Annotated in this window: 21 protein-coding genes; 17 read left to right on the top strand and 4 right to left on the bottom strand. The window is 57.5% G+C overall.

The window, feature by feature from the left end; genetic code table 11:
- Positions 1-97 precede the first annotated feature (97 nt).
- The 5 genes from phnL to phnP are packed head-to-tail and all read left to right on the top strand — an operon-like array spanning position 98 to position 3,654.
- Positions 98-778: a phosphonate C-P lyase system protein PhnL gene (phnL, locus tag IMQ56_RS17645; RefSeq protein WP_196064110.1), complete on the top strand. Its 681-nt coding sequence runs from the start codon at positions 98-100 to the stop codon at positions 776-778.
- Positions 775-1,911: an alpha-D-ribose 1-methylphosphonate 5-triphosphate diphosphatase gene (gene phnM / locus IMQ56_RS17640; protein WP_015570219.1), complete on the top strand. Its 1,137-nt coding sequence runs from the start codon at positions 775-777 to the stop codon at positions 1,909-1,911. The genes phnL and phnM overlap by 4 nt, the downstream gene beginning before the upstream one ends.
- On the top strand, positions 1,908-2,459 hold the full coding sequence (gene phnN / locus IMQ56_RS17635) for a ribose 1,5-bisphosphokinase (protein ID WP_047062206.1): 552 nt from the start codon (positions 1,908-1,910) through the stop codon (positions 2,457-2,459). The genes phnM and phnN overlap by 4 nt, the downstream gene beginning before the upstream one ends.
- Positions 2,452-2,886 (top strand): aminoalkylphosphonate N-acetyltransferase, encoded by a 435-nt coding sequence (gene phnO / locus IMQ56_RS17630; protein ID WP_015570217.1) that lies wholly within the window; start codon positions 2,452-2,454, stop codon positions 2,884-2,886. The genes phnN and phnO overlap by 8 nt, the downstream gene beginning before the upstream one ends.
- A 9-nt stretch (positions 2,887-2,895) precedes the next feature.
- Positions 2,896-3,654 (top strand): phosphonate metabolism protein PhnP, encoded by a 759-nt coding sequence (gene phnP, locus IMQ56_RS17625; RefSeq protein ID WP_017382648.1) that lies wholly within the window; start codon positions 2,896-2,898, stop codon positions 3,652-3,654.
- Positions 3,655-3,708: 54 nt separating this feature from the next.
- Here the strand turns inward: phnP and yjdP are convergent, their stop codons facing one another.
- Complete coding sequence (gene yjdP, locus IMQ56_RS17620) at positions 3,709-4,032, bottom strand: DDRRRQL repeat protein YjdP (protein WP_047062204.1); 324 nt, start codon at positions 4,030-4,032, stop codon at positions 3,709-3,711.
- A gap of 69 nt (positions 4,033-4,101) precedes the next feature.
- On the bottom strand, positions 4,102-4,551 hold the full coding sequence (gene rpiB, locus IMQ56_RS17615) for a bifunctional allose-6-phosphate isomerase/ribose-5-phosphate isomerase RpiB (protein ID WP_023295775.1): 450 nt from the start codon (positions 4,549-4,551) through the stop codon (positions 4,102-4,104).
- Between the two features lie 351 nt (positions 4,552-4,902).
- Between rpiB and alsR the strand changes: the two genes are divergently transcribed.
- The 6 genes from alsR (at position 4,903) to alsK (ending at position 10,995) form a co-directional block, all read left to right on the top strand.
- Entirely contained in the window at positions 4,903-5,793 is an 891-nt protein-coding gene (alsR, locus tag IMQ56_RS17610) for a D-allose utilization transcriptional regulator AlsR (RefSeq protein WP_015570213.1), read from the top strand.
- A 64-nt stretch (positions 5,794-5,857) separates the two neighbouring features.
- Entirely contained in the window at positions 5,858-6,793 is a 936-nt protein-coding gene (gene alsB, locus IMQ56_RS17605; RefSeq protein WP_015570212.1) for a D-allose transporter substrate-binding protein, read from the top strand.
- Positions 6,794-6,869: 76 nt separating this feature from the next.
- Complete coding sequence (alsA, locus tag IMQ56_RS17600) at positions 6,870-8,402, top strand: D-allose ABC transporter ATP-binding protein AlsA (RefSeq protein WP_040117097.1); 1,533 nt, start codon at positions 6,870-6,872, stop codon at positions 8,400-8,402.
- Positions 8,381-9,361, top strand: a complete 981-nt coding sequence (gene alsC / locus IMQ56_RS17595; protein WP_017382644.1) for a D-allose ABC transporter permease — start codon at positions 8,381-8,383, stop codon at positions 9,359-9,361. The genes alsA and alsC overlap by 22 nt, the downstream gene beginning before the upstream one ends.
- A gap of 10 nt (positions 9,362-9,371) precedes the next feature.
- The gene (gene alsE / locus IMQ56_RS17590; RefSeq protein ID WP_015570210.1) at positions 9,372-10,067 is read left to right on the top strand and encodes a D-allulose 6-phosphate 3-epimerase; all 696 of its coding nucleotides are present in this window, start codon (positions 9,372-9,374) and stop codon (positions 10,065-10,067) included.
- The gene (gene alsK / locus IMQ56_RS17585) at positions 10,051-10,995 is read left to right on the top strand and encodes an allose kinase (protein ID WP_015570209.1); all 945 of its coding nucleotides are present in this window, start codon (positions 10,051-10,053) and stop codon (positions 10,993-10,995) included. Before alsE ends, alsK begins: the two co-directional genes overlap by 17 nt.
- On the opposite strand, the gene IMQ56_RS17580 is transcribed toward alsK, so the two are convergent.
- Complete coding sequence (locus IMQ56_RS17580; protein ID WP_103269684.1) at positions 10,928-13,225, bottom strand: hybrid sensor histidine kinase/response regulator; 2,298 nt, start codon at positions 13,223-13,225, stop codon at positions 10,928-10,930. The two genes, alsK and IMQ56_RS17580, sit on opposite strands and share 68 nt — an antisense overlap.
- A gap of 181 nt (positions 13,226-13,406) precedes the next feature.
- Here IMQ56_RS17580 and IMQ56_RS17575 point away from each other — a divergent pair, with 181 nt between their 5' ends.
- From IMQ56_RS17575 to IMQ56_RS17550, 6 genes are all read left to right on the top strand, one after another.
- Positions 13,407-14,921, top strand: a complete 1,515-nt coding sequence (locus tag IMQ56_RS17575) for a sugar ABC transporter ATP-binding protein (protein WP_023302933.1) — start codon at positions 13,407-13,409, stop codon at positions 14,919-14,921.
- 2 nt (positions 14,922-14,923) lie between these two features.
- Entirely contained in the window at positions 14,924-15,919 is a 996-nt protein-coding gene (locus IMQ56_RS17570; RefSeq protein ID WP_003860239.1) for a ribose ABC transporter permease, read from the top strand.
- Positions 15,920-15,947: 28 nt separating this feature from the next.
- Complete coding sequence (locus IMQ56_RS17565) at positions 15,948-16,889, top strand: ABC transporter substrate-binding protein (protein WP_003860240.1); 942 nt, start codon at positions 15,948-15,950, stop codon at positions 16,887-16,889.
- A gap of 98 nt (positions 16,890-16,987) precedes the next feature.
- Positions 16,988-17,674: a D-lyxose/D-mannose family sugar isomerase gene (locus IMQ56_RS17560; RefSeq protein WP_103269685.1), complete on the top strand. Its 687-nt coding sequence runs from the start codon at positions 16,988-16,990 to the stop codon at positions 17,672-17,674.
- A 10-nt stretch (positions 17,675-17,684) separates the two neighbouring features.
- Entirely contained in the window at positions 17,685-18,545 is an 861-nt protein-coding gene (locus IMQ56_RS17555; RefSeq protein WP_196064109.1) for a ketose 1,6-bisphosphate aldolase, read from the top strand.
- A complete protein-coding gene (locus IMQ56_RS17550; RefSeq protein WP_196064108.1) occupies positions 18,545-19,564 on the top strand; it encodes a carbohydrate kinase family protein in 1,020 nt (339 codons plus the stop codon). The genes IMQ56_RS17555 and IMQ56_RS17550 overlap by 1 nt, the downstream gene beginning before the upstream one ends.
- Here the strand turns inward: IMQ56_RS17550 and IMQ56_RS17545 are convergent.
- Positions 19,546-20,277 carry a response regulator transcription factor gene (locus IMQ56_RS17545; RefSeq protein ID WP_196064107.1) on the bottom strand — a complete coding sequence of 244 codons (732 nt, stop codon included), beginning with the start codon at positions 20,275-20,277 and terminating at the stop codon, positions 19,546-19,548. The two genes, IMQ56_RS17550 and IMQ56_RS17545, sit on opposite strands and share 19 nt — an antisense overlap.
- Between the last annotated feature and the right edge of the window lie 33 nt (positions 20,278-20,310).

Raw genomic sequence — 20,310 nt, 5'->3', positions numbered from 1 at the left:
GCCGGGTGGCGCTGCGCTTACCCGGCCTACGAACACCGCACCTTGTAGGCCGGGTAAGGCGAAGCCGCCACCCGGCAAAACGAATCGCGAGGCCAACATGATCCACGTACAAAACGTAAGTAAAACCTTTGTGCTCCACCAGCAAAACGGCGTCCGCCTGCCGGTACTGCAAAATGCCTCGTTAGAGGTCAGCAGCGGCGAATGCGTGGTGCTGCATGGCCATTCCGGCAGCGGAAAATCCACCCTGCTGCGCTCCCTGTACGCTAACTATCTGCCGGACGAAGGCCACATCCGCATTCGCCACAATGATGAATGGGTCGATCTGGTTCAGGCTCCGGCGCGCAAGGTGCTGGAAGTGCGCCGCACGACGATCGGCTGGGTCAGCCAGTTCCTGCGGGTGATCCCGCGGATCTCCGCCCTGGACGTGGTCATGCAGCCCCTGCTGGATCTCGGCGTACCGCGCGAAACCTGCGCCGCTAAAGCCGCCAGCCTGCTGACGCGCCTCAACGTACCGGAGCGTCTGTGGCACCTCGCCCCGTCGACCTTTTCCGGCGGCGAGCAGCAGCGCGTCAACATCGCCCGCGGCTTTATCGTCGATTACCCGATTTTGCTCCTGGATGAACCCACCGCCTCGCTCGACAGTAAGAACAGCGCAGCGGTGATGGAACTGATCGAACAGGCCAAAGCGCGCGGCGCGGCGATCGTCGGGATCTTCCACGACGACGCCGTACGCCAACGCGTGGCGGACAGACTGCACCCGATGGGGACAAACGTATGATTATCAATAATGTCAGGCTGGTGCTGGAAAATGAGGTCGTGAACGGCTCGGTTGAGGTGCGGGACGGTGTCATCCGCGCCTTTGCCGAAACCCGGAGCCGCACTCCTGAAGCGATGGACGGCGAAGGCGGCTGGCTGCTGCCGGGGCTGATTGAGCTGCATACCGATAATCTCGATAAATTCTTCACCCCGCGCCCAAAGGTGGACTGGCCTGCTCATTCAGCGATGAGCAGCCACGACGCGCTGATGGTCGCCAGCGGCATCACCACGGTGCTGGACGCGGTGGCGATTGGCGACGTGCGCGACGGCGGCGATCGCCTGGAGAATCTGGAGAAGATGATCAACGCCGTGGAGGAGACGCAAAAGCGCGGCCTCAACCGCGCCGAGCACCGCCTGCACCTGCGTTGCGAGTTGCCGCACCACACCACCCTGCCGCTGTTTGAGAAGCTGGTGGGCCGCGAGCCGGTCTCGCTGGTTTCCCTGATGGATCACTCGCCGGGGCAGCGCCAGTTCGCCAACATTGAAAAGTATCGCGAATACTATCAGGGCAAATATTCGCTCAACGACGCGGAGATGGCGCGCTACGAAGAAGAGCAGCTCCAGCTGGCGGCCCAGTGGTCGCAGCCGAATCGCCTCTCCATTGCCGCGATGTGCCGGGACCGTAATATTGCCCTGGCCAGCCATGACGACGCCACGCACGATCACGTGCGCGAATCCCACCAGCTTGGCAGCGTGATAGCTGAATTTCCCACCACGTTTGAAGCGGCAGAGGCATCGCGTAAGCACGGCATGAACGTCCTGATGGGCGCGCCAAATATCGTGCGCGGCGGATCGCACTCCGGCAACGTGGCGGCAAGCAGGCTCGCCTCGCTCGGCCTGCTGGATATCCTCTCCTCTGACTATTACCCCGCCAGCCTGCTGGACGCGGCCTTCCGCGTCGCGGACGACGAGAACAACAGCTTCACGCTGCCACAGGCGATTCGCCTGGTGACGAAAAACCCGGCCAGCGCGCTTAATCTTCACGATCGCGGTGAAATTGCCGAGGGGAAACGGGCCGATCTGGTGCTCGCCCACCGTAAGGGCGAGCACATTCATATCGACCACGTCTGGCGTCAGGGAAAAAGGGTGTTCTGATGGGAAGACTCATCTGGTTAATGGGCCCGTCCGGCTCCGGGAAGGACAGCCTGCTGTCGGCGTTACGGCAGCGGGAACATTCACAGCTGCTGGTCGCGCACCGCTATATCACGCGCGATGCCAACGCCGGAAGCGAGAACCATATCGCCCTGAGCGAGCAGGAGTTTTTTACCCGTGCCGGACAAAACCTGCTGGCGCTGAGCTGGCATGCCAACGGTTACTACTATGGCGTCGGTATTGAGATTGACCTCTGGCTGCATGCGGGGTTCGACGTACTGGTTAACGGCTCGCGGGCGCATCTCCCGCAGGCTCGCGCCCGGTACGAAGCGGCGCTGCTCCCGGTCTGTTTGCAGGTTTCCCCGGACGTTCTCCGTAGCCGGCTACAAAAGCGGGGGCGCGAAAACGCGCGCGAGATCGACCAGCGGCTGGAACGGGCGGCGCGCTACACCCCGTCGGGTTGTCACGTCCTCAATAACGACGGAAGTTTGCTACAGTCAGTCGAGACCTTGCTATCGCTTATTCGCCAGAAGGAGAAACAGCATGCCTGACTGCCAGCTTCGCCCCGCCACCGCCGACGATGCGCCGATCGTTTACGCGCTGATCTGCGAACTTAAGCAGGCCGAGTTCGATCATCAGGCGTTTCACGCCGGGTATCTGGCCAACTTGCAGGATCACAATATGCGTTACCAGCTGGCCGAGCTGGACGGGCAGATCATCGGTATGATCGGCCTGCATATGCAGTTTCACCTGCATCACGCCCGCTGGATCGGCGAGATCCAGGAACTGGTGGTGATGCCGCAGGCGCGCGGATTAAAAGTGGGCAGCCAGCTGCTGGCCTGGGCAGAGGACGTCGCGCGACAGGCAGGCGCCGAGCTGACCGAGCTTTCCACCAGCGTGAAGCGCGTGGACGCGCACCGTTTTTATGTTCGTGAAGGATATACGCAAAGCCATTTCCGCTTCACCAAACCGCTGTAGAGGTGCGTTATGAGTCTGACGATCACGCTGACAGGAACCGGAGGGGCTCAGCTGGTGCCGGTGTTTGGCTGCGACTGCGCGGCGTGCCGACGGGCGCGTTTACAGGAAAATTATCGCCGTCGCCCCTGTAGCGCGGCGGTGAAATTCAACGATTCGGTCACCTTGCTGGACGCGGGTATTCCACACCTGATGGACGACTGGCCCGCGGGGAGTTTCAGGCAGATTTTGCTTACCCATTATCATATGGATCACGTTCAGGGGCTTTTTCCTCTGCGCTGGGGCGTGGGAGCGACCATTCCGGTTTACGGTCCGCCGGACGATGCAGGCTGTGACGACCTGTTCAAGCATCCGGGCCTTCTCGATTTCAGCCACACGGTGGAGCCGTTTGTGATGTTTGAACTTCAGGGCTTGCGGGTCACGCCGCTGCCGCTCAACCATTCAAAACTCACGTTTGGCTATCTGCTGGAGTCCGCCCACAGCCGCGTGGCGTGGCTTTCTGATACCGCCGGGCTACCGGATAAAACGGTGACGTTTCTGCTAAACAATCAGCCGCAGGCGATGATTATCGACTGTAGCCATGAACCGCGCCCGGAGACGCCGCGCAACCATTGTGATTTGAATACGGTGATTGCGCTGAACGAGGTGATTGGCTGTCCGCAGGTGATCCTGACGCATATCAGCCATCAGTTTGACGTGTGGATGATGGATAACCCGCTGCCGTCCGGCATTGAAGCGGGGTATGACGGGATGGTGCTGGTGTTGGATTAAATTTTGCCGGGTGGCGGCTGCGCCTTACCCGGCCTACGCGTTGCAATACCAGGGTTACCACCGATCGTAATCATCCTCTAACCGGCGCTCATCCTCTTCTAACCGACGCCGATCGTCATCCAGCTGCCGCTGACGCTCGTCTAAACGCTGGCGTCGATCTTCTAACTGTCGACGACGATCGTCGTACTGGCGGCTGTCGGTTTGACGGCTGCGATCGTAACGATCGTCGTCATCATCATTACGGCTGCTGCCGGGGTTATAGGCATCGTTGATCGCCTGCTGAATATTGCCAATGGCATCATCAATCACATCGGCATACGCCAGTTGGCTGGTTAAAGTCAGCAGACCCAATAACAGAGCGGTAGAGTAACGTTTCATAAGGCCAGACTCGCAGGTGAACTGGCCTTACGGTAATGAATGGCAGGGAACCGGGGTAGCGGAGGAATCTCAATTCCTGGCCTGTTCAATCGCCCCTATCGCATCGACTCGCGCCTGATGTCGTCCCCCTTCAAACGGTGCATTTAGCCAGGCATCGACGATCATTTTTGCCAGCTCCAGTCCGACCACGCGCGAACCAAATGCCAGCACATTCGTGTTGTTATGCTGCCTTGAAAGCTGAGCTGAATAAGGTTCGCTACAGACCACTGCGCGGATGCCCGGGAACTTATTGGCCGTAATGGAGATCCCTACCCCCGTTCCGCAGATCAGGATGCCGCCATCCACCTCCTTATCGATAATAGCCTGTGCAACCGCGCTGGCATAATATGGGTAGTCAGTACGCTCCGGGGAACAGGTGCCCTTATCCACCACGTCGATGCCACGCGCGCGCAGATGGGCCAGAATATCCTCTTTCAGCATAAAACCTACGTGATCGCAGCCAAATGCAATCTTTTTCATAATAAACCTCATCGTGGGTTAACTTTACGAACTCGATGGAGTTGTGATTTAAGACCGGTCAGTTGTGCAATAAAACCTCAAAACCATCGAGTTCTGCGCGTGTTCTACACCCCTGACTTTGACATTTCAACTCTCTCATGACGGTATATTTCTTACGGCATGCATTAAAATCCGTTAACGTGTCATGATTATATTATTGATTTTTAAGGTCATCCTAAAGCAACCGCCCATCAAAACTTCACAGACAATAAAACTTTATGAATTTTCAAACATTGTGAAGTTGCCAGCATATTTTCATGCCAGAGTGTGGTGATATAGTGTCGTCTTCATTTTTAAGGACAAAAGAGAGCGATGAGTCAGTCAGAATTTAAAAAAGAGCTGCCTAACGGCATTGGCCTTGCACCGTACCTGCGCATGAAGCAGGAAGGCATGACCGACAACGAAAGCCGTATCGTCGACTGGCTGCTCCAGCCGGGTAACCTGAGCGGCGCGCCTGCGATTAAAGACGTTGCCGAAACGCTGATGGTGTCGGAAGCGATGATCGTGAAAGTGGCCAAACTGCTCGGCTTTAGCGGTTTCCGTAACCTGCGTGCGGCGCTGGTCGACTACTTCTCGCAATCCGAACAAGTATTACCTGCGGAACTCGCTTTTGATGAAGCACCACAGGATGTGGTTAACAAAGTGTTCAATATTACGCTGCGCACCATTATGGAAGGCCAGTCGATAGTGAACGTGGATGAAATTCACCGCGCGGCACGTTTCTTCGCCCAGGCCAACCAGCGCGATCTGTACGGTGTGGGTGGTTCTAACGCTATTTGCGCCGACATCCAGCATAAGTTTCTACGCATCGGCGTGCGCTGCCAGTCGTATCAGGACGCGCACATTATGATGATGTCGGCATCGCTGCTGAAGGAAGGGGATGTGGTACTGGTGGTCTCCCATTCCGGCCGCACCAGTGATGTGAAAGCAGCAGTTGAGTTAGCAAAAAAGAACGGCGCCAAAATTATCTGTATTACTCATAGCTACCATTCACCGATTGCTAAACTTGCTGATTATATTATTTGTTCGCCAGCACCAGAGACCCCGTTATTAGGGCGCAACGCCTCCGCGCGTATATTACAGCTTACATTATTAGATGCGTTATTTGTTTCCGTTGCACAACAAAACATCGAACAGGCCACACTTAATATGCAAAAAACCGGCGCTATTGTGGATTTCTTCTCTCCTGGCGCACTGAAGTAAATTAAAAGGTTAATCCTGCTCAGGCGGGATTAACAACAACATACCCTACATTGAGAACACTGCTATGAATAAATATCTGAAATATTTCAGCGGCGCCGCTATGGGCTTAATGTTATCCACCAGCGCGTTTGCTGCTGCGGAATATGCGGTGGTATTAAAAACGCTCTCCAATCCATTCTGGGTGGATATGAAGAAAGGGATTGAAGATGAAGCCAAAACCCTGGGAGTAAGCGTTGATATTTTTGCCTCGCCGTCAGAAGGGGATTTTCAGTCCCAGCTACAGCTGTTCGAAGATCTGAGTAATAAAAAATACAAGGGTATCGCTTTTGCCCCACTCTCCTCCGTGAATCTGGTCATGCCCGTCGCGCGCGCCTGGCAGAAAGGTCTCTATCTGGTGAATCTCGATGAAAAAATCGATATGGATAACCTGAAAAAAGCAGGTGGCAATGTAGAGGGGTTTGTCACAACGGACAACGTGGCCGTCGGCGCAAAAGGGGCCGATTTTATTATCAATAAACTTGGTGCGGAGGGGGGCGAAGTCGCAATCATTGAGGGTAAAGCCGGTAACGCATCGGGCGAGGCGCGCCGCAATGGCGCAACAGAAGCCTTCAAAAAAGCAAACCAAATTAAGCTGGTTGCCAGCCAGCCCGCCGACTGGGATCGCATTAAAGCTCTGGATGTGGCAACCAACGTGCTGCAACGAAACCCGAATCTGAAAGCCTTCTACTGCGCGAACGATACCATGGCGATGGGCGTGGCACAGGCGGTGGCAAACGCCGGTAAAATCGGCAAAGTGCTGGTGGTCGGCACCGATGGTATTCCAGAGGCGCGTAAGATGGTCGAAGCCGGTCAGATGACGGCAACCGTCGCACAAAACCCGGCGGACATCGGGGCGACCGGCCTGAAATTAATGGTGGATGCCGCGAAAACCGGGAAAGTCATCCCGCTGGAAAAAACGCCTGAATTCAAGTTGGTGGATTCGATTCTGGTGACAAAATAACGCAGAACTGTGCGGCTTGATGCCCTCACTCCGGCCCTCTCCCACAGGGAGAGGGTGAACAGAGAAGGAAATAAACATGGTCACGCCATATATCTCGATGGCGGGGATCGGCAAATCCTTTGGTCCGGTTCACGCATTAAAATCGGTTGATTTAACTATATACCCTCATGAGATCCACGCGTTATTAGGGGAGAATGGTGCCGGTAAATCAACCTTAATGAAAGTATTGTCGGGAATTCATGAGCCGACCAAAGGCTCCATTATTATTAATGAAAAGAATTACGACAAATTGGATCATAAACTGGCAGCACAACTGGGCATCGGCATTATATATCAGGAACTCAGCGTTATTGATGAATTAACCGTGCTGGAAAATCTATATATAGGCCGTCACCTGACCAAAAAGGTTTGTGGCATCAGGATTATTGACTGGAAAGAGATGCGCATTCGCGGTGCGATGATGCTCTTACGCGTCGGATTAAAAGTCGATTTAGATGAAAAAGTAGCGAATTTATCCATCAGCCATAAACAGATGCTGGAAATTGCGAAAACCTTAATGCTCGATGCCAAAGTGATCATTATGGATGAACCCACATCTTCATTAACCAATAAAGAGGTGGATTATCTTTTCTTGATCATGAATCAGCTGCGTAAAGAAGGCACCGCCATTGTCTATATCTCGCATAAGCTCGCGGAAATCCGCCGCATCTGCGACCGCTACACGGTAATGAAAGACGGTTCCAGCGTATGCAGTGGTCTGGTGAGTGACGTTTCAAACGACGACATTGTGCGCCTGATGGTCGGCCGCGAACTGCAAAACCGCTTTAACGCCATGAAAGAGAGCACCGGCAACATCGAACGCGACACGGTGTTTGAGGTGAACAACGTCACCAGCCGGGACAAGAAAAAAGTGCGTGATATTTCGTTCAGCGTGAACCGCGGCGAAATACTGGGTTTTGCGGGTCTGGTCGGCTCGGGACGTACCGAACTGATGGACTGTCTCTTCGGCGTGGATAAACGCGCGAGCGGTGAAATTCGCCTCAACGGCAAAACCATCTCCCCGCGTTCGCCTCTGGATGCGTTGAAAAAAGGGATGGCCTACATCACCGAAAGCCGCCGCGAAAATGGCTTTTTCCCTAATTTCTCTATCGCCCAAAACATGGCCGTCAGCCAGAGCCTGAAAAACGGTGGCTATAAAGGGGCCATGGGGCTCTTTCGCGAGCATGAAGAACGCAAGACCGCCGAAGCACAGCGCCAGTTGCTGGCGTTGAAGTGCCAAAGCGTAGAGCAAAACATCACCGAACTCTCCGGCGGCAATCAGCAAAAGGTGCTGATTTCTAAATGGCTGTGTTGCAACCCGGACGTCATCATTTTTGATGAACCCACGCGAGGCATCGACGTCGGCGCAAAGGCCGAAATCTACAAGGTGATGCGCCAGCTGGCTGACGAAGGCAAGGTCATCCTGATGGTGTCATCTGAATTACCTGAAATTATCGCCGTCTGCGACCGCATCGCCGTGTTCTGCGAAGGGCGGCTGACGCAAATCCTGACCAATCGCGACGACATGAGCGAAGAGGAGATCATGGCATGGGCATTACCACAAGAGTGAAAGGCGATATGGCGGAGAAAAAGCCATTTAACTTCGCGCTGTTCTGGGACAAGTACGGTACCTTTTTTATCCTCGCGATTATAGTCGCCATCTTTGGCACGCTGTCATCGGAGTACTTCCTCACCACCAACAACATCACGCAGATTTTTGTCCAGAGCTCGGTAACGGTGCTGATCGGGATGGGCGAATTCTTTGCCATCCTTGTCGCGGGTATTGATCTGTCCGTCGGAGCCATTCTGGCACTCTCCGGCATGGTGACTGCCAAACTGATGCTGGCTGGTGTCGACCCGTTTTTTGCAGCACTGATTGGCGGCGTACTGGTCGGCGGCGCGCTGGGGGCGATCAATGGCTGTCTGGTCAACTGGACCGGGCTACATCCGTTCATTATCACTCTCGGTACTAACGCCATTTTTCGCGGCATCACGCTGGTGATTTCCGATGCTAACTCCGTCTATGGCTTCTCGTTCGATTTTGTAAACTTCTTCGCTGCCAGCGTCCTCGGGATACCCGTACCGGTCATCTTCTCGCTGATCGTCGCGGTGATCCTCTGGTTCCTCACCACCCGTATGCGGCTGGGGCGCAATATCTACGCCCTGGGCGGTAACAAAAACTCGGCGTTCTACTCCGGCATCGACGTGAAGTTTCATATTCTGGTGGTGTTCATTATTTCTGGCGTATGCGCCGGGCTGGCGGGCGTGGTGTCGACTGCGCGTCTGGGCGCAGCGGAGCCGCTGGCCGGGATGGGATTTGAAACATACGCCATCGCCAGCGCCATCATCGGCGGAACCAGCTTCTTCGGCGGTAAAGGCCGCATCTTCTCGGTCGTGATTGGTGGTCTCATCATCGGCACCATCAATAACGGACTCAATATCTTACAGGTACAAACCTACTACCAGCTGGTGGTAATGGGCGGGTTGATTATCGCCGCTGTTGCCCTCGACAGATTGATCAGTAAGTAAGGAAATCACTATGAAAATTTCACCCTCCCTGATGTGTATGGATCTGCTGAAATTCAAAGAACAGATCGAATTTATTGACCAGCACGCGGACTACTTCCATATCGACATCATGGACGGCCACTTTGTGCCTAATCTGACGCTGTCTCCGTTCTTTGTCGGCCAGGTGAAGAAGCTCGCCACCAAACCACTGGACTGTCACCTGATGGTGACTCGCCCGCAGGACTACATAAGCCAGCTGGCGCAGGCCGGAGCAGACTTCATCACACTGCACCCGGAGACCATCAACGGTCAGGCTTTCCGCCTGATTGAAGAGATCCGTCGTCACGGTATGAAAGTGGGACTCATCCTCAACCCGGAAACCCCGGTTGAGGCAATGAAATACTATATTCATAAGGCGGACAAAATCACCGTGATGACCGTCGATCCAGGCTTTGCCGGGCAGCCGTTCATTCCGGAAATGCTGGAGAAAATTGCCGAGCTGAAAGCCTGGCGCGAACGCGAAGGGCTGAGCTATGAGATTGAGATCGATGGCTCATGCAATCAGGCCACCTATAAAAAACTGATGGCCGCCGGCGCAGATGTCTTTATCGTCGGAACGTCTGGTCTGTTCAACCATGCAGAGAATATCGGGGATGCATGGCAGCTTATGGCCGGGCAGATCCTGTCGGCACGAAACGAGGTTGTTCCTCATGCAAAAACAGCCTGATGTCGTCGCCGGAGTGGATATGGGGGCCACTCATATCCGTTTTTGCCTGCAAACGGCCGACGGTGCGGTGTTGCATTGTGAAAAACAGCGCACCGCGGAGGTTATCCGCTCTGGTGTGGTGTGCGGCGTGACGGAAATGATCACGGCTCAGCTGCGTCATTTACAGGTTCACTGTCGCGGTCTGGTCATGGGCTTTCCGGCACTGGTCGGCAAAGACAAACGCACCATTATTTCGACGCCAAATCTGCCTTTGCAGGCGAATGAGCTCCGCGATCTGGCGGGAAAACTTGAAGATGCGCTAGGCTGCCCGGTCGAATTTTCCCGCGACGTTAACCTTCAGCTTTCGTTTGACGTGGCGCAACACAATCTCCAGCAGCAAGAGGTTCTGGCGGCCTATCTTGGCACCGGCATGGGATTTGCCATCTGGCTAAACGGTGCTCCATGGACGGGCGCGCACGGCGTAGCGGGCGAGCTCGGGCATATTCCACAGGGGGATATGACGCGGCACTGTGGTTGTGGCAACCCGGGATGTCTGGAAACAGTTTGTTCCGGTATCGCATTGAAACAGTGGTACGAACAGCAGCCCCGCGAGTATGCGATGGGAGATATCTTTTCAGCCGTACCCGATGACCCCTTCGTACAACAACTCCTGAATCATGCAGCCCGCGCCATTGCCACCAGTGTAAATCTGTTCGATCCGGATGCGGTGATCCTCGGTGGCGGCGTAATGGATATGCCTGGCTTTCCGCGCGAAGCGCTGATTGTCGGGATAAAGCAGCATTTGCGCCGCCCGCTGCCGCATGAGTCCGTGAAATTTATCCCTGCCTCGTCGTCGTCTTTTAACGGCGCTCAGGGGGCCGCTACCCTGGCTCGCTGCCGGTTCCTGCCATCACCTTGCGCAGCGCCTGCGCCAGCTGTGCGCGGGTGAACGGTTTTCGCAGTAACTGAACGTCCGGCAACTGCGGGTTATGCGCCGGGCGCAAATCCTGCCCGCTGATCAGCAGCACCGGCAACTGCGGATAGTGGCTGCGTACATGGCCGATCACCTCCGCACCACTCAGGCCGCCCGGCAACATCAGGTCGCTGATAAACATGCCGATATCCGGTGATGCGTCCAGCATGTTCAGCGCCTGCTCGCCGTTTTCGGCTTCAAGCGTCAGGTAGCCAAGCTGGTGCAGTTGCTCGCACAGGGTCTGCCGCATGCCCGCCTCATCTTCCAGGACCAGCACAAGCAGCTCACTCTCTGCCGGGGCCGTGGTCGCCAGCGCGGCATCATCGGAGAACGCGGGCAGCGTCGAACGCGGCAGCTGGAGCCGCACGGTGGTTCCCTGCCCCGGCGCGCTTTCGATCTCAACGCGCCCCCCGGACTGACGCACAAAGCCGTACACCATCGACAGCCCTAACCCGCTGCCGCTGCCGGTCTGTTTGGTGGTGAAGAACGGTTCAAAGACCTGCGATTTCACCTCCTGCGACATCCCGCAGCCGTGGTCAATCACCTCCAGCGCGACCATATCCTGCCTACGCCCGTCGCTGCGGGTCACACGCTGGTTCCAGGTGCGGATTTTGATCACACCATTTTGCCCCTCCATTGCATCACGGGCGTTCATTACCAGGTTGATAATGGCGTTTTCCAGCTGGCTGACGTCAATCCATGCGGGCCAGGCCGGGGTTTGCGCTTCAATATCCAGCGTCAGCGTGGCGGGAAGCGAGTGCCGCATCAGCTCGCTCAGGTTCTCCAGCAGCGGCTTCATCTCTACCGCATGAGGTTGCAGGGATTGCTTGCGCGAGAAGGCCAGCAGACGCTGGGTGAGCATGGCCCCGCGTTCCGCGGCTTTGAGCGCACGAGTGATGCGCGGCGCGTCCGGTGACGCTGAATCGGTCAGCTCCAGACTGCCGATAATCACCGCCAGCAGGTTATTAAAATCATGCGCCAGCCCGCCCGTCAGTTGCCCAACCGCCTTCATTTTCTGGCTGTGCAGCAGCGCCTCCTCCAGCCCCTGACGTTCGATGCGGTCGACCTCCATCTGCGAGGTCTTCTCCTTCAGTAGCCGCGTGGTGTGCTCCAGCGAAGCGGTATTGCGGGCAAAAACGTTAAACGCGCGCGCCAGTTCCCCCAGCTCATCACGCCGCTGTAGCGCGGGCACCGACACATCCTGCTCGCCGTGAGCGAGGCGCGACATTGCCCTTGAGATAGCCGTCAGGTTGGAGCCCAGATTGCGGTAAATATACCAGCAGGCGCAGCCGGTGATGATCAGCGCCAGCACCGCGAAGACGCTGATAAACACGCTGATGGAGCGCAGCTCCTGGTGGCTTTGGGCGGTACGCAGCCGGGAGGCCTGCGCCACCTGTTCAACGTACTGATTGATGTCGCGGTTTAATATCGCCACCAGCGCCTTGATGTGGAACATGTACCAGCTGATGGACAGATCGCTCTCCTCCAGCTGCTTTGACAGTGGCGCGAGCTTGCGCAGCTCATCATTAAAATCCGGGAGCACCAGGTTGACCACCGGTTGCAGGGCGCTCGCGGGTAACATCGCGGTTACTGCATCCAGCTGCTGCACCGTGGCGCGCGGTGAAGGGGTATCAATGGCGGCAACGATCAGCCTGTCCATCTCTGCAAGCTGCCGGGCGTCTGGCACATTGCTCGCGTAACGGCGGTTGATATCCTGCAAATGACGCAGATAGCTTTGGCTTTGATACAGCGCGCTGAGCAGCGCGTTACGCTCCAGATGCCGTTTTTGCCCGCGCTCCAGCATTCCCGTCACGCTCTGCTGTAACTCATTGCTCCTGCGGATAATACGCGCCACCAGCGCCGGCTCCTGCTGCGCCAGCGGCGCATCGGCAAGCTGCTCCAGCGAGTGGCGCAGCGCCATCTGCGTCTGTTTAAGCCGTTCAGCTTCGCCTTTGTACTCCAGCGCACCGACTACCTGCGACAGCCGCACCGCCGCCGTCGCCACATTCGCGGTATCACGCGCGAGGTTCATGCTGCCAGTCATATCATCCAGCGTTTGCTGCTGCACCTGCTCCTGGATCTGGCTGGCATGACGAAAGCCGAGCACCGCCACGCCGCTTACCATCAGCGTTACCGCCACCACCAGCAGGTTAAATATCAGCAGGCGACCGCGGGCGCTGGTGAAGAACGGGGGGCGTGAAGACATGGGTTTGGGCTCCTCTGCGGTTTGGTGCCCTCACCCTGACCCTCTCCCGCCGGGAGAGGGAAAAGGAAAATGTGATGGCGATTAGCTATTCATAACTATGACAAATATGAACAGCTTCTGACATTTTGCATTTACGCGCCTGTGATGAAGTACAGATATCGACATTCACAGGAGATCCGCCATGAGCAGAACCCCGGTTTTAGAGATGCGCCACATTGCCAAAACCTTTGGCAATTTCCACGCGCTCAAGGGTGTGGATTTGACGGTTTTCCCCGGTGAGATCCACGCGCTGATGGGGGAAAACGGCGCCGGAAAAAGCACGCTGATGAAGATCCTCGCAGGCGCTTATACCGCCAGCAGCGGCGACATCCTCATCGACGGTCAGCCGTTTCACATCAAAGGTCCGAAGGATGCGCTGGCCGCAGGCATTACCCTGATTTATCAGGAGATGCAGCTTGCTCCTAACCTGACCGTGGCGGAAAACATTTTTCTCGGCAGCGAGCTGTCGCGCGGCGGGCTGGTGCAGCGCAAAGAGATGGCCGCCCAGGCGCAGGCGGTGATTGACCGTCTCGGCGCGCAGTTCAGCGCCACCGACCTGGTGATGAAGCTGACCATCGCCGAGCAGCAGCAGGTGGAGATCGCCCGCGCGCTGCACCGCAACAGCCGCATTCTGGTGATGGATGAACCCACCGCCGCCCTCTCTTCGCGCGAAACGCACCGCCTGTTTGAACTGATTTTGCGCCTGCGCGATGAAGGGATGGCGATTATCTACATCAGCCACCGCATGGCGGAAGTGTATGAGCTTTCCGATCGCGTCAGCGTCCTGCGCGACGGGCAGTACGTCGGCAGCCTGACGCGCGACAAGCTGAATGCCTCTGAGTTGGTGCGCATGATGGTGGGCCGCCCGCTCAGCGATCTGTTTAACAAAGAGCGCGATATTCCGCTCGGCAGCCCGCGTCTGAACGTGCACCACCTGACAGATGGCAAAAAAGTGCTGCCGTGCAGTTTGCAGGTTCGCTCCGGTGAAATCGTCGGGCTGGCGGGGCTGGTCGGGGCCGGACGCTCCGAGCTGGCGCAGCTGATCTTCGGCGTGCGTAAAGCCACGGGCGGCATGATTGAGGTCGACGGCGAGCCGGTGGTGATCCACTCCCCGCGCGCGGCCATTGAAAACGGCATCGGTTTTCTTACCGAGAACCGCAAGGAGCAGGGGCTGTTTCTGGAGCTGGCGGCGCAGGAGAACATCACCATGGCGACGCTGGAGCGCGACGCCACCTTCGGCTGGCTGAACCGCAAAAAAGCGCAGTCTATTTCCGATGACGCCATCGCCCTGCTCAATATCCGCGTGCCGCATTCTCAGGTGCGCGCGGGCGGGCTCTCCGGCGGCAACCAGCAAAAGCTGCTGATCTCCCGCTGGGTGGCGATTGGCCCGCGCATTCTGATTCTGGACGAGCCCACGCGCGGCGTGGACGTCGGCGCGAAAAGCGAGATCTACCGCATCATGAACCAGATGGCGCGCAAAGGGGTGGCGATTCTGATGATCTCCAGCGAGCTGCCGGAAGTGGTGGGCATGAGCGACCGGGTGTACGTGATGCGGGAAGGCAGCATCGCGGGTGAACTTCACGGACGCGACATCTCTCAGGAAAACATTATGACGCTGGCAACCGGCGTGAACGACACACATCATCAGGCGGTGTAATTATGACAACTCCAACCCATCCGCAGCAGGTGGCGAAATCCGCCTCCGCCAAAAAAATGCTGATGAGCGATCTGATGCAAACGATCGGCATTTTGCCGATTTTAATCCTGATTGTGGCGGTATTTGGCTTTATCGCCCCGAACTTTTTCACCGAGAGCAACCTGCTGAATATTACCCGGCAGGCGTCGATCAACATCGTGCTGGCGGCGGGGATGACCTTCATCATCCTGACCGGCGGGATTGACCTCTCTGTGGGCTCGATTCTGGGCACTACGGCGGTAGCGGCGATGGTGGTCTCGCTTATCCCTGAATTTGCGATGCTCTCCATTCCGGCGGCGCTGATGCTCGGTATGGTGCTGGGGCTGTTCAACGGCGCGCTGGTGGCCTTTGCCGGGCTGCCGCCGTTTATCGTCACCCTCGGCACCTATACGGCACTGCGCGGCGCGGCGTATCTGCTGGCGGACGGCACGACGGTCATTAACTCCAACATTAACTTCGAGTGGATCGGCAACAACTACCTCGGCCCGATTCCGTGGCTGGTGGTGATCGCCCTGGCGGTGATTGTGGTGTGCTGGTTTATTCTGCGTCGCACAACCCTCGGCGTTCACATCTATGCGGTCGGCGGCAATATGCAGGCGGCACGCTTAACCGGCATCAAGGTCTGGCTGGTGCTGCTGTTTGTCTACGGCATGAGCGGCCTGCTCTCGGGATTAGGCGGCGTGATGAGCGCCTCGCGCCTCTACAGCGCCAACGGCAACCTCGGCACGGGGTACGAGCTGGATGCGATTGCGGCGGTGATCCTCGGCGGAACCAGCTTCGTCGGCGGGATCGGCACGATCACCGGCACGCTGGTCGGTGCATTGATCATCGCCACCCTCAACAACGGCATGACGCTGATGGGCGTCTCCTACTTCTGGCAGCTGGTGATCAAAGGGGCGGTGATCATCATAGCGGTGCTGATCGACAAATACCGTACCCGACACCATCAAAGTGCATAACAACAATACCCTACGTGAGGAATACAGCATGAGATTGAAGCCCTTAGTGACCGCGCTCTGTGCTGGCGCGCTGCTGGCCGCAACCCCGTTTGCGCAGGCAAAAGATCTGAAGTCCATCGGCGTGACGGTGGGCGACCTGGCTAACCCGTTCTTCGTGCAGATCACCAAAGGTGCCGAGCTGGAAGCGCGCAAGCTGGCGGGAGATAACGTCAAGGTGACGCTGGTCTCCAGCGGGTACGATCTGGGCCAGCAGGTGTCGCAGATCGATAACTTCATTGCGGCGAAAGTGGACATGATCATCCTCAACGCCGCGGATTCCAAAGGGATCGGCCCGGCGGTAAAACGCGCCAAAGAGGCAGGGATCGTGGTCGTGGCGGTTGACGTGGCGGCGGAAGGGGCTGATGCGACCATCACCTCCGATAACACCCAGGCGGGGGAGATGGCCTGTAAGTACATAACCGACCGCCTGAAAGGTAAAGGCAACGTGGTGATCATCAACGGGCCGCCGGTTTCTGCGGTACAAAACCGCGTGGAGGGCTGCCAGACCGAGTTCAGGCGCCACCCGGATATCAAAGTGCTCTCGGATAATCAGAACGCCAAAGGCAGCCGCGAAGGCGGACTGGAGGTCATGACCTCCCTGCTGGCGGCCAATCCGAAGATCGACGGCGTATTCGCAATTAACGATCCGACGGCGATCGGCGCCGATCTGGCGGCGAAACAGGCTCAACGTAATGAGTTCTTTATCGTTGGCGTGGATGGCAGCCCGGACGGTGAAGAAGCCCTGAAGCGCGAAAACTCCCTGTTTGTGGCGACACCGGCGCAGGATCCGCAGGTGATGGCGGCGAAGGCGGTGGAGATTGGCTATGACATTCTTCAGGGCAAACCTGCGCCGAAAGAGCCTGTGCTGATCCCGGTGACGATGATCGATAAAAAGAACGTCGGCACGTATAAGGGGTGGACGGTTAAGTAACCCCGGTGCGGCCTGATGCCCTCACCCTAACCCTCTCCCCCTCTCCCTTGAGGGAGAGGGCCGGGGTGAGGGGGTGGCATAAAACGCAAGGAGTCCCCATGAAACGCTCCGACATCAATGAAATCCTCGGCCACACGCGGCAGTTCTTCTCCATGCACGACGTGCATCTCCCGCCGTTTGCCAGCTTTCCGCCAACAAAATGGCAGCAGCTTGACCAGGCCGCCTGGCAGGAGGTGTTCGACCTCAGGCTCGGCTGGGACGTGACGGCGTTTGGCGGTAACAATTTTGCCGCACAGGGGCTGACGCTGTTCACCCTGCGCAACGGCTCCCCCAACGGCGTGCCTTATGAAAAGTGCTATGCCGAAAAAATCATGCACGTCCGCGACGGCCAGGTGACGCCGATGCATTTCCACTGGCGCAAGCGGGAAGACATTATCAACCGCGGCGGCGGAAATCTGATTATTGAGTTATGGAATGCGGGCGCGCATGAAGAGACCGAAAACACCGACGTGATCGTCACGATAGACGGCTGTCGGCAGACGCACGCGCCCGGTAGCCAGCTGCGCCTCACGCCTGGGGAAAGCATCTGCCTGACGCCCGGCCTGTACCACAGTTTCTGGGGTGAACGCGGCTTTGGCGACGTGCTGGTGGGCGAAGTGTCGTCGGTCAATGACGATGAACACGACAACCACTTTTTACAGCCCATCGATCGCTACAACACCATCGAAGAAGACGAACCGGCGGTGCTGGTGCTGTGCAACGAGTACAACCTGTTTCGGATATAAGGAGTGAATGATGCCATTGATTTCTCTTGCCGACGGTCTGGCACACGCCAGAGAACACCGCTACGCCCTGGGCGCGTTCAACGTTCTCGACTCCCATTTTCTGCGCGCGCTGTTTGCCGCCGCGAAGCAGGAACGCTCGCCGTTTATCATCAACATCGCCGAAGTGCATTTTAAGTACGTGTCTCTGGAGTCGCTTGTTGAAGCGGTGAAGTTCGAAGCCGCCCGTCACGATATTCCCGTGGTGCTTAACCTCGACCACGGGCTGCATTTTGAGGCCGTCGTGCGCGCCCTGCGCTTAGGGTTCAGCTCGGTGATGTTCGACGGCTCGACGCTGAGCTATGAGGAAAATATCCGCCAGACCCGGGAAGTGGTGAAGATGTGCCACGCGGTGGGCGTCTCGGTGGAGGCGGAGCTGGGCGCAGTCGGCGGAGATGAAGGCGGCGCGCTGTATGGGCATGCGGATGAAGCGTTCTTTACCGACCCGCAGCTGGCGCGCGAATTTGTCGATTTAACCGGTATCGACGCGCTGGCGGTCGCCATTGGCAACGCGCACGGGAAATACAAGGGCGAGCCGAAGCTTGATTTCACGCGTCTGGACGCCATTCGCAAGCAGACGGGGCTGCCGCTGGTTTTACACGGCGGCTCGGGAATTAGCGATGCCGACTTCCGCCGCGCTATCGAGCTGGGCATTCATAAAATCAACTTCTATACCGGCATGTCGCAGGCCGCGCTCGCCGCCGTTGAGCAGCGCATGGCGAACCGCCAGCCGCTGTACGATGAGTTTGCCGAACTGCTGCTGGGCATTGAAGAGGCCATTACCGATACGGTCGCGGAGCAGATGCGCATCTTCGGCAGCGCGGGGCAGGCATAATGGAACGCAAAGGGATTATCGCCGCAGGCAACATGCTGGTGGATCACGTCCACCAGATCGTACAGTGGCCGGAGCGCGGCTGGCTGGCGGAAATCACCCACAGTGAGCGCTCAACCGGCGGTGCGCCGCTCAACGTTCTGCTGACGCTGGCGAAAATGCACGTCGGCCTGCCGTTACAGGCGGTGGGGCTGATTGGGGAAGACAGCGACGGAGACTATATTCTGGCGATGCTCGACCAGTATCACGTCAATCGCCAGCGCGTGCAGCGCACGACGTTCGCCCCAACGTCGATGTCGCAGGTAATGACCGACCCCAGCGGACAGCGCACCTTTTTCCACTCGCCGGGCGCCAACCGCCTGCTGGATCTTCCCGCCTTCGATCGCCTCGACGGATCGCTGAAGATCTTCCATCTCGGCTATCTGCTGCTGCTCGACAGCCTGGACATGCCGGACGAGGAATTTGGCACCCGCAGCGCGCGGTTACTGGCACAGATGCGCGATCAGGGGTATGAAACCTCACTCGATCTGGTCTCCCGCAAGGGCGATCCGCGCTATCAGCCGCTGGTGCTCCCTGCCCTGCGCCATCTTGATTATCTGGTGATTAACGAGCTGGAAGCCGGTGAGTTTAGCGGGCTTGAGATCCGCGACGGTCATGGTGCGCTGAACATGGTCCATATCGCCGACGCTGCCGCACAGCTGCTGGCGGCAGGCGTGCGGCAGCGGGTAGTGATCCACTGTCCGGAAGGGGCATGGGGTGAAGCGCCGGGTGAAAAAGGGCAATGGGTTCCGTCGTGGAAGCTGACGCAGGACGAGATTATCGGCAGCGTCGGTGCGGGCGACGCGTTTTGCGCAGGCTTTTTATACGGTTGCCATGAATCGCTGTCGCTTACCGAGAGTATTTATCTGGCGCACGCCTGCGCGCGGGCCAGCCTGCTGGCGGCCAATGCGATTGACGGCGCGAAAACGCTGGCCGAGCTTCAGGCGTTTATTGAGGAGAACGGTCAGGCGGCTTTCTCATGATGGGAAACGTCCGTGGCAAAAACATAGCCCAGACCGCGAATGGTTTTGATCAGCAAAGGCTGATGCGGATTGACCTCAATTTTTCGCCGTAGCCGCATGATCAACACGTCGATAGTGCGGTCAAAGACCTCGGCGCTTTCGCTGTGGGTCAGCTCCAGCAGCTGTTCACGGCTCAGTACCCGGCGGGCGTTTTGCGTTAATGCCAGCAGCAGGCCGTATTCGCCCTGGGTTAATGGCACGGTATTACGCTGCGGATCGCTCAGCTCGCAGCGGGTGGTGTCCAGCGTCCAGCCGTTAAAGGCAATACCTCCAACGCGCGGCGCGGCAGGCTCCGCGTCCAGCGCGCCGGTTCGACGCAGCACCGCCTTAACGCGGGCGACCACCACGCGCGGATTGAACGGTTTTCCGATGTAATCATCGGCGCCCATTTCCAGCCCGACGACCACATCTGATTCACTTCCCAGCCCCGTCAGCATCACCACCGGTAGCGATGGTCGCTGCTTTTGCAGTTGCAGCAAAACCTGTAATCCGTTGATATCCGGCAGCATCATGTCCAGCAGAACCAGCGCAATGCCAGGGTCCTGCTGGACACGGTTCACCGCGTCCTGACCGGTGTGACACGTCAGCACGGTAAAGACGTGCTCGCTGAGCACATCCTGTAGCAGTTCGCAGACTGCGACATCATCATCAACCACCAGAATCGCCGGTTTCATCGCATGCTTCCGTCAGGGAATTATGTTAAGTCT

This window comes from Enterobacter sp. Res13-Sevr-PEC09-46 (assembly GCF_015672585.1).
GTDB lineage: Bacteria > Pseudomonadota > Gammaproteobacteria > Enterobacterales > Enterobacteriaceae > Enterobacter > Enterobacter hormaechei_C.
Note: the sequence above shows the minus strand (reverse complement) of the source record. Positions and strands in the feature narration are given on the sequence as shown.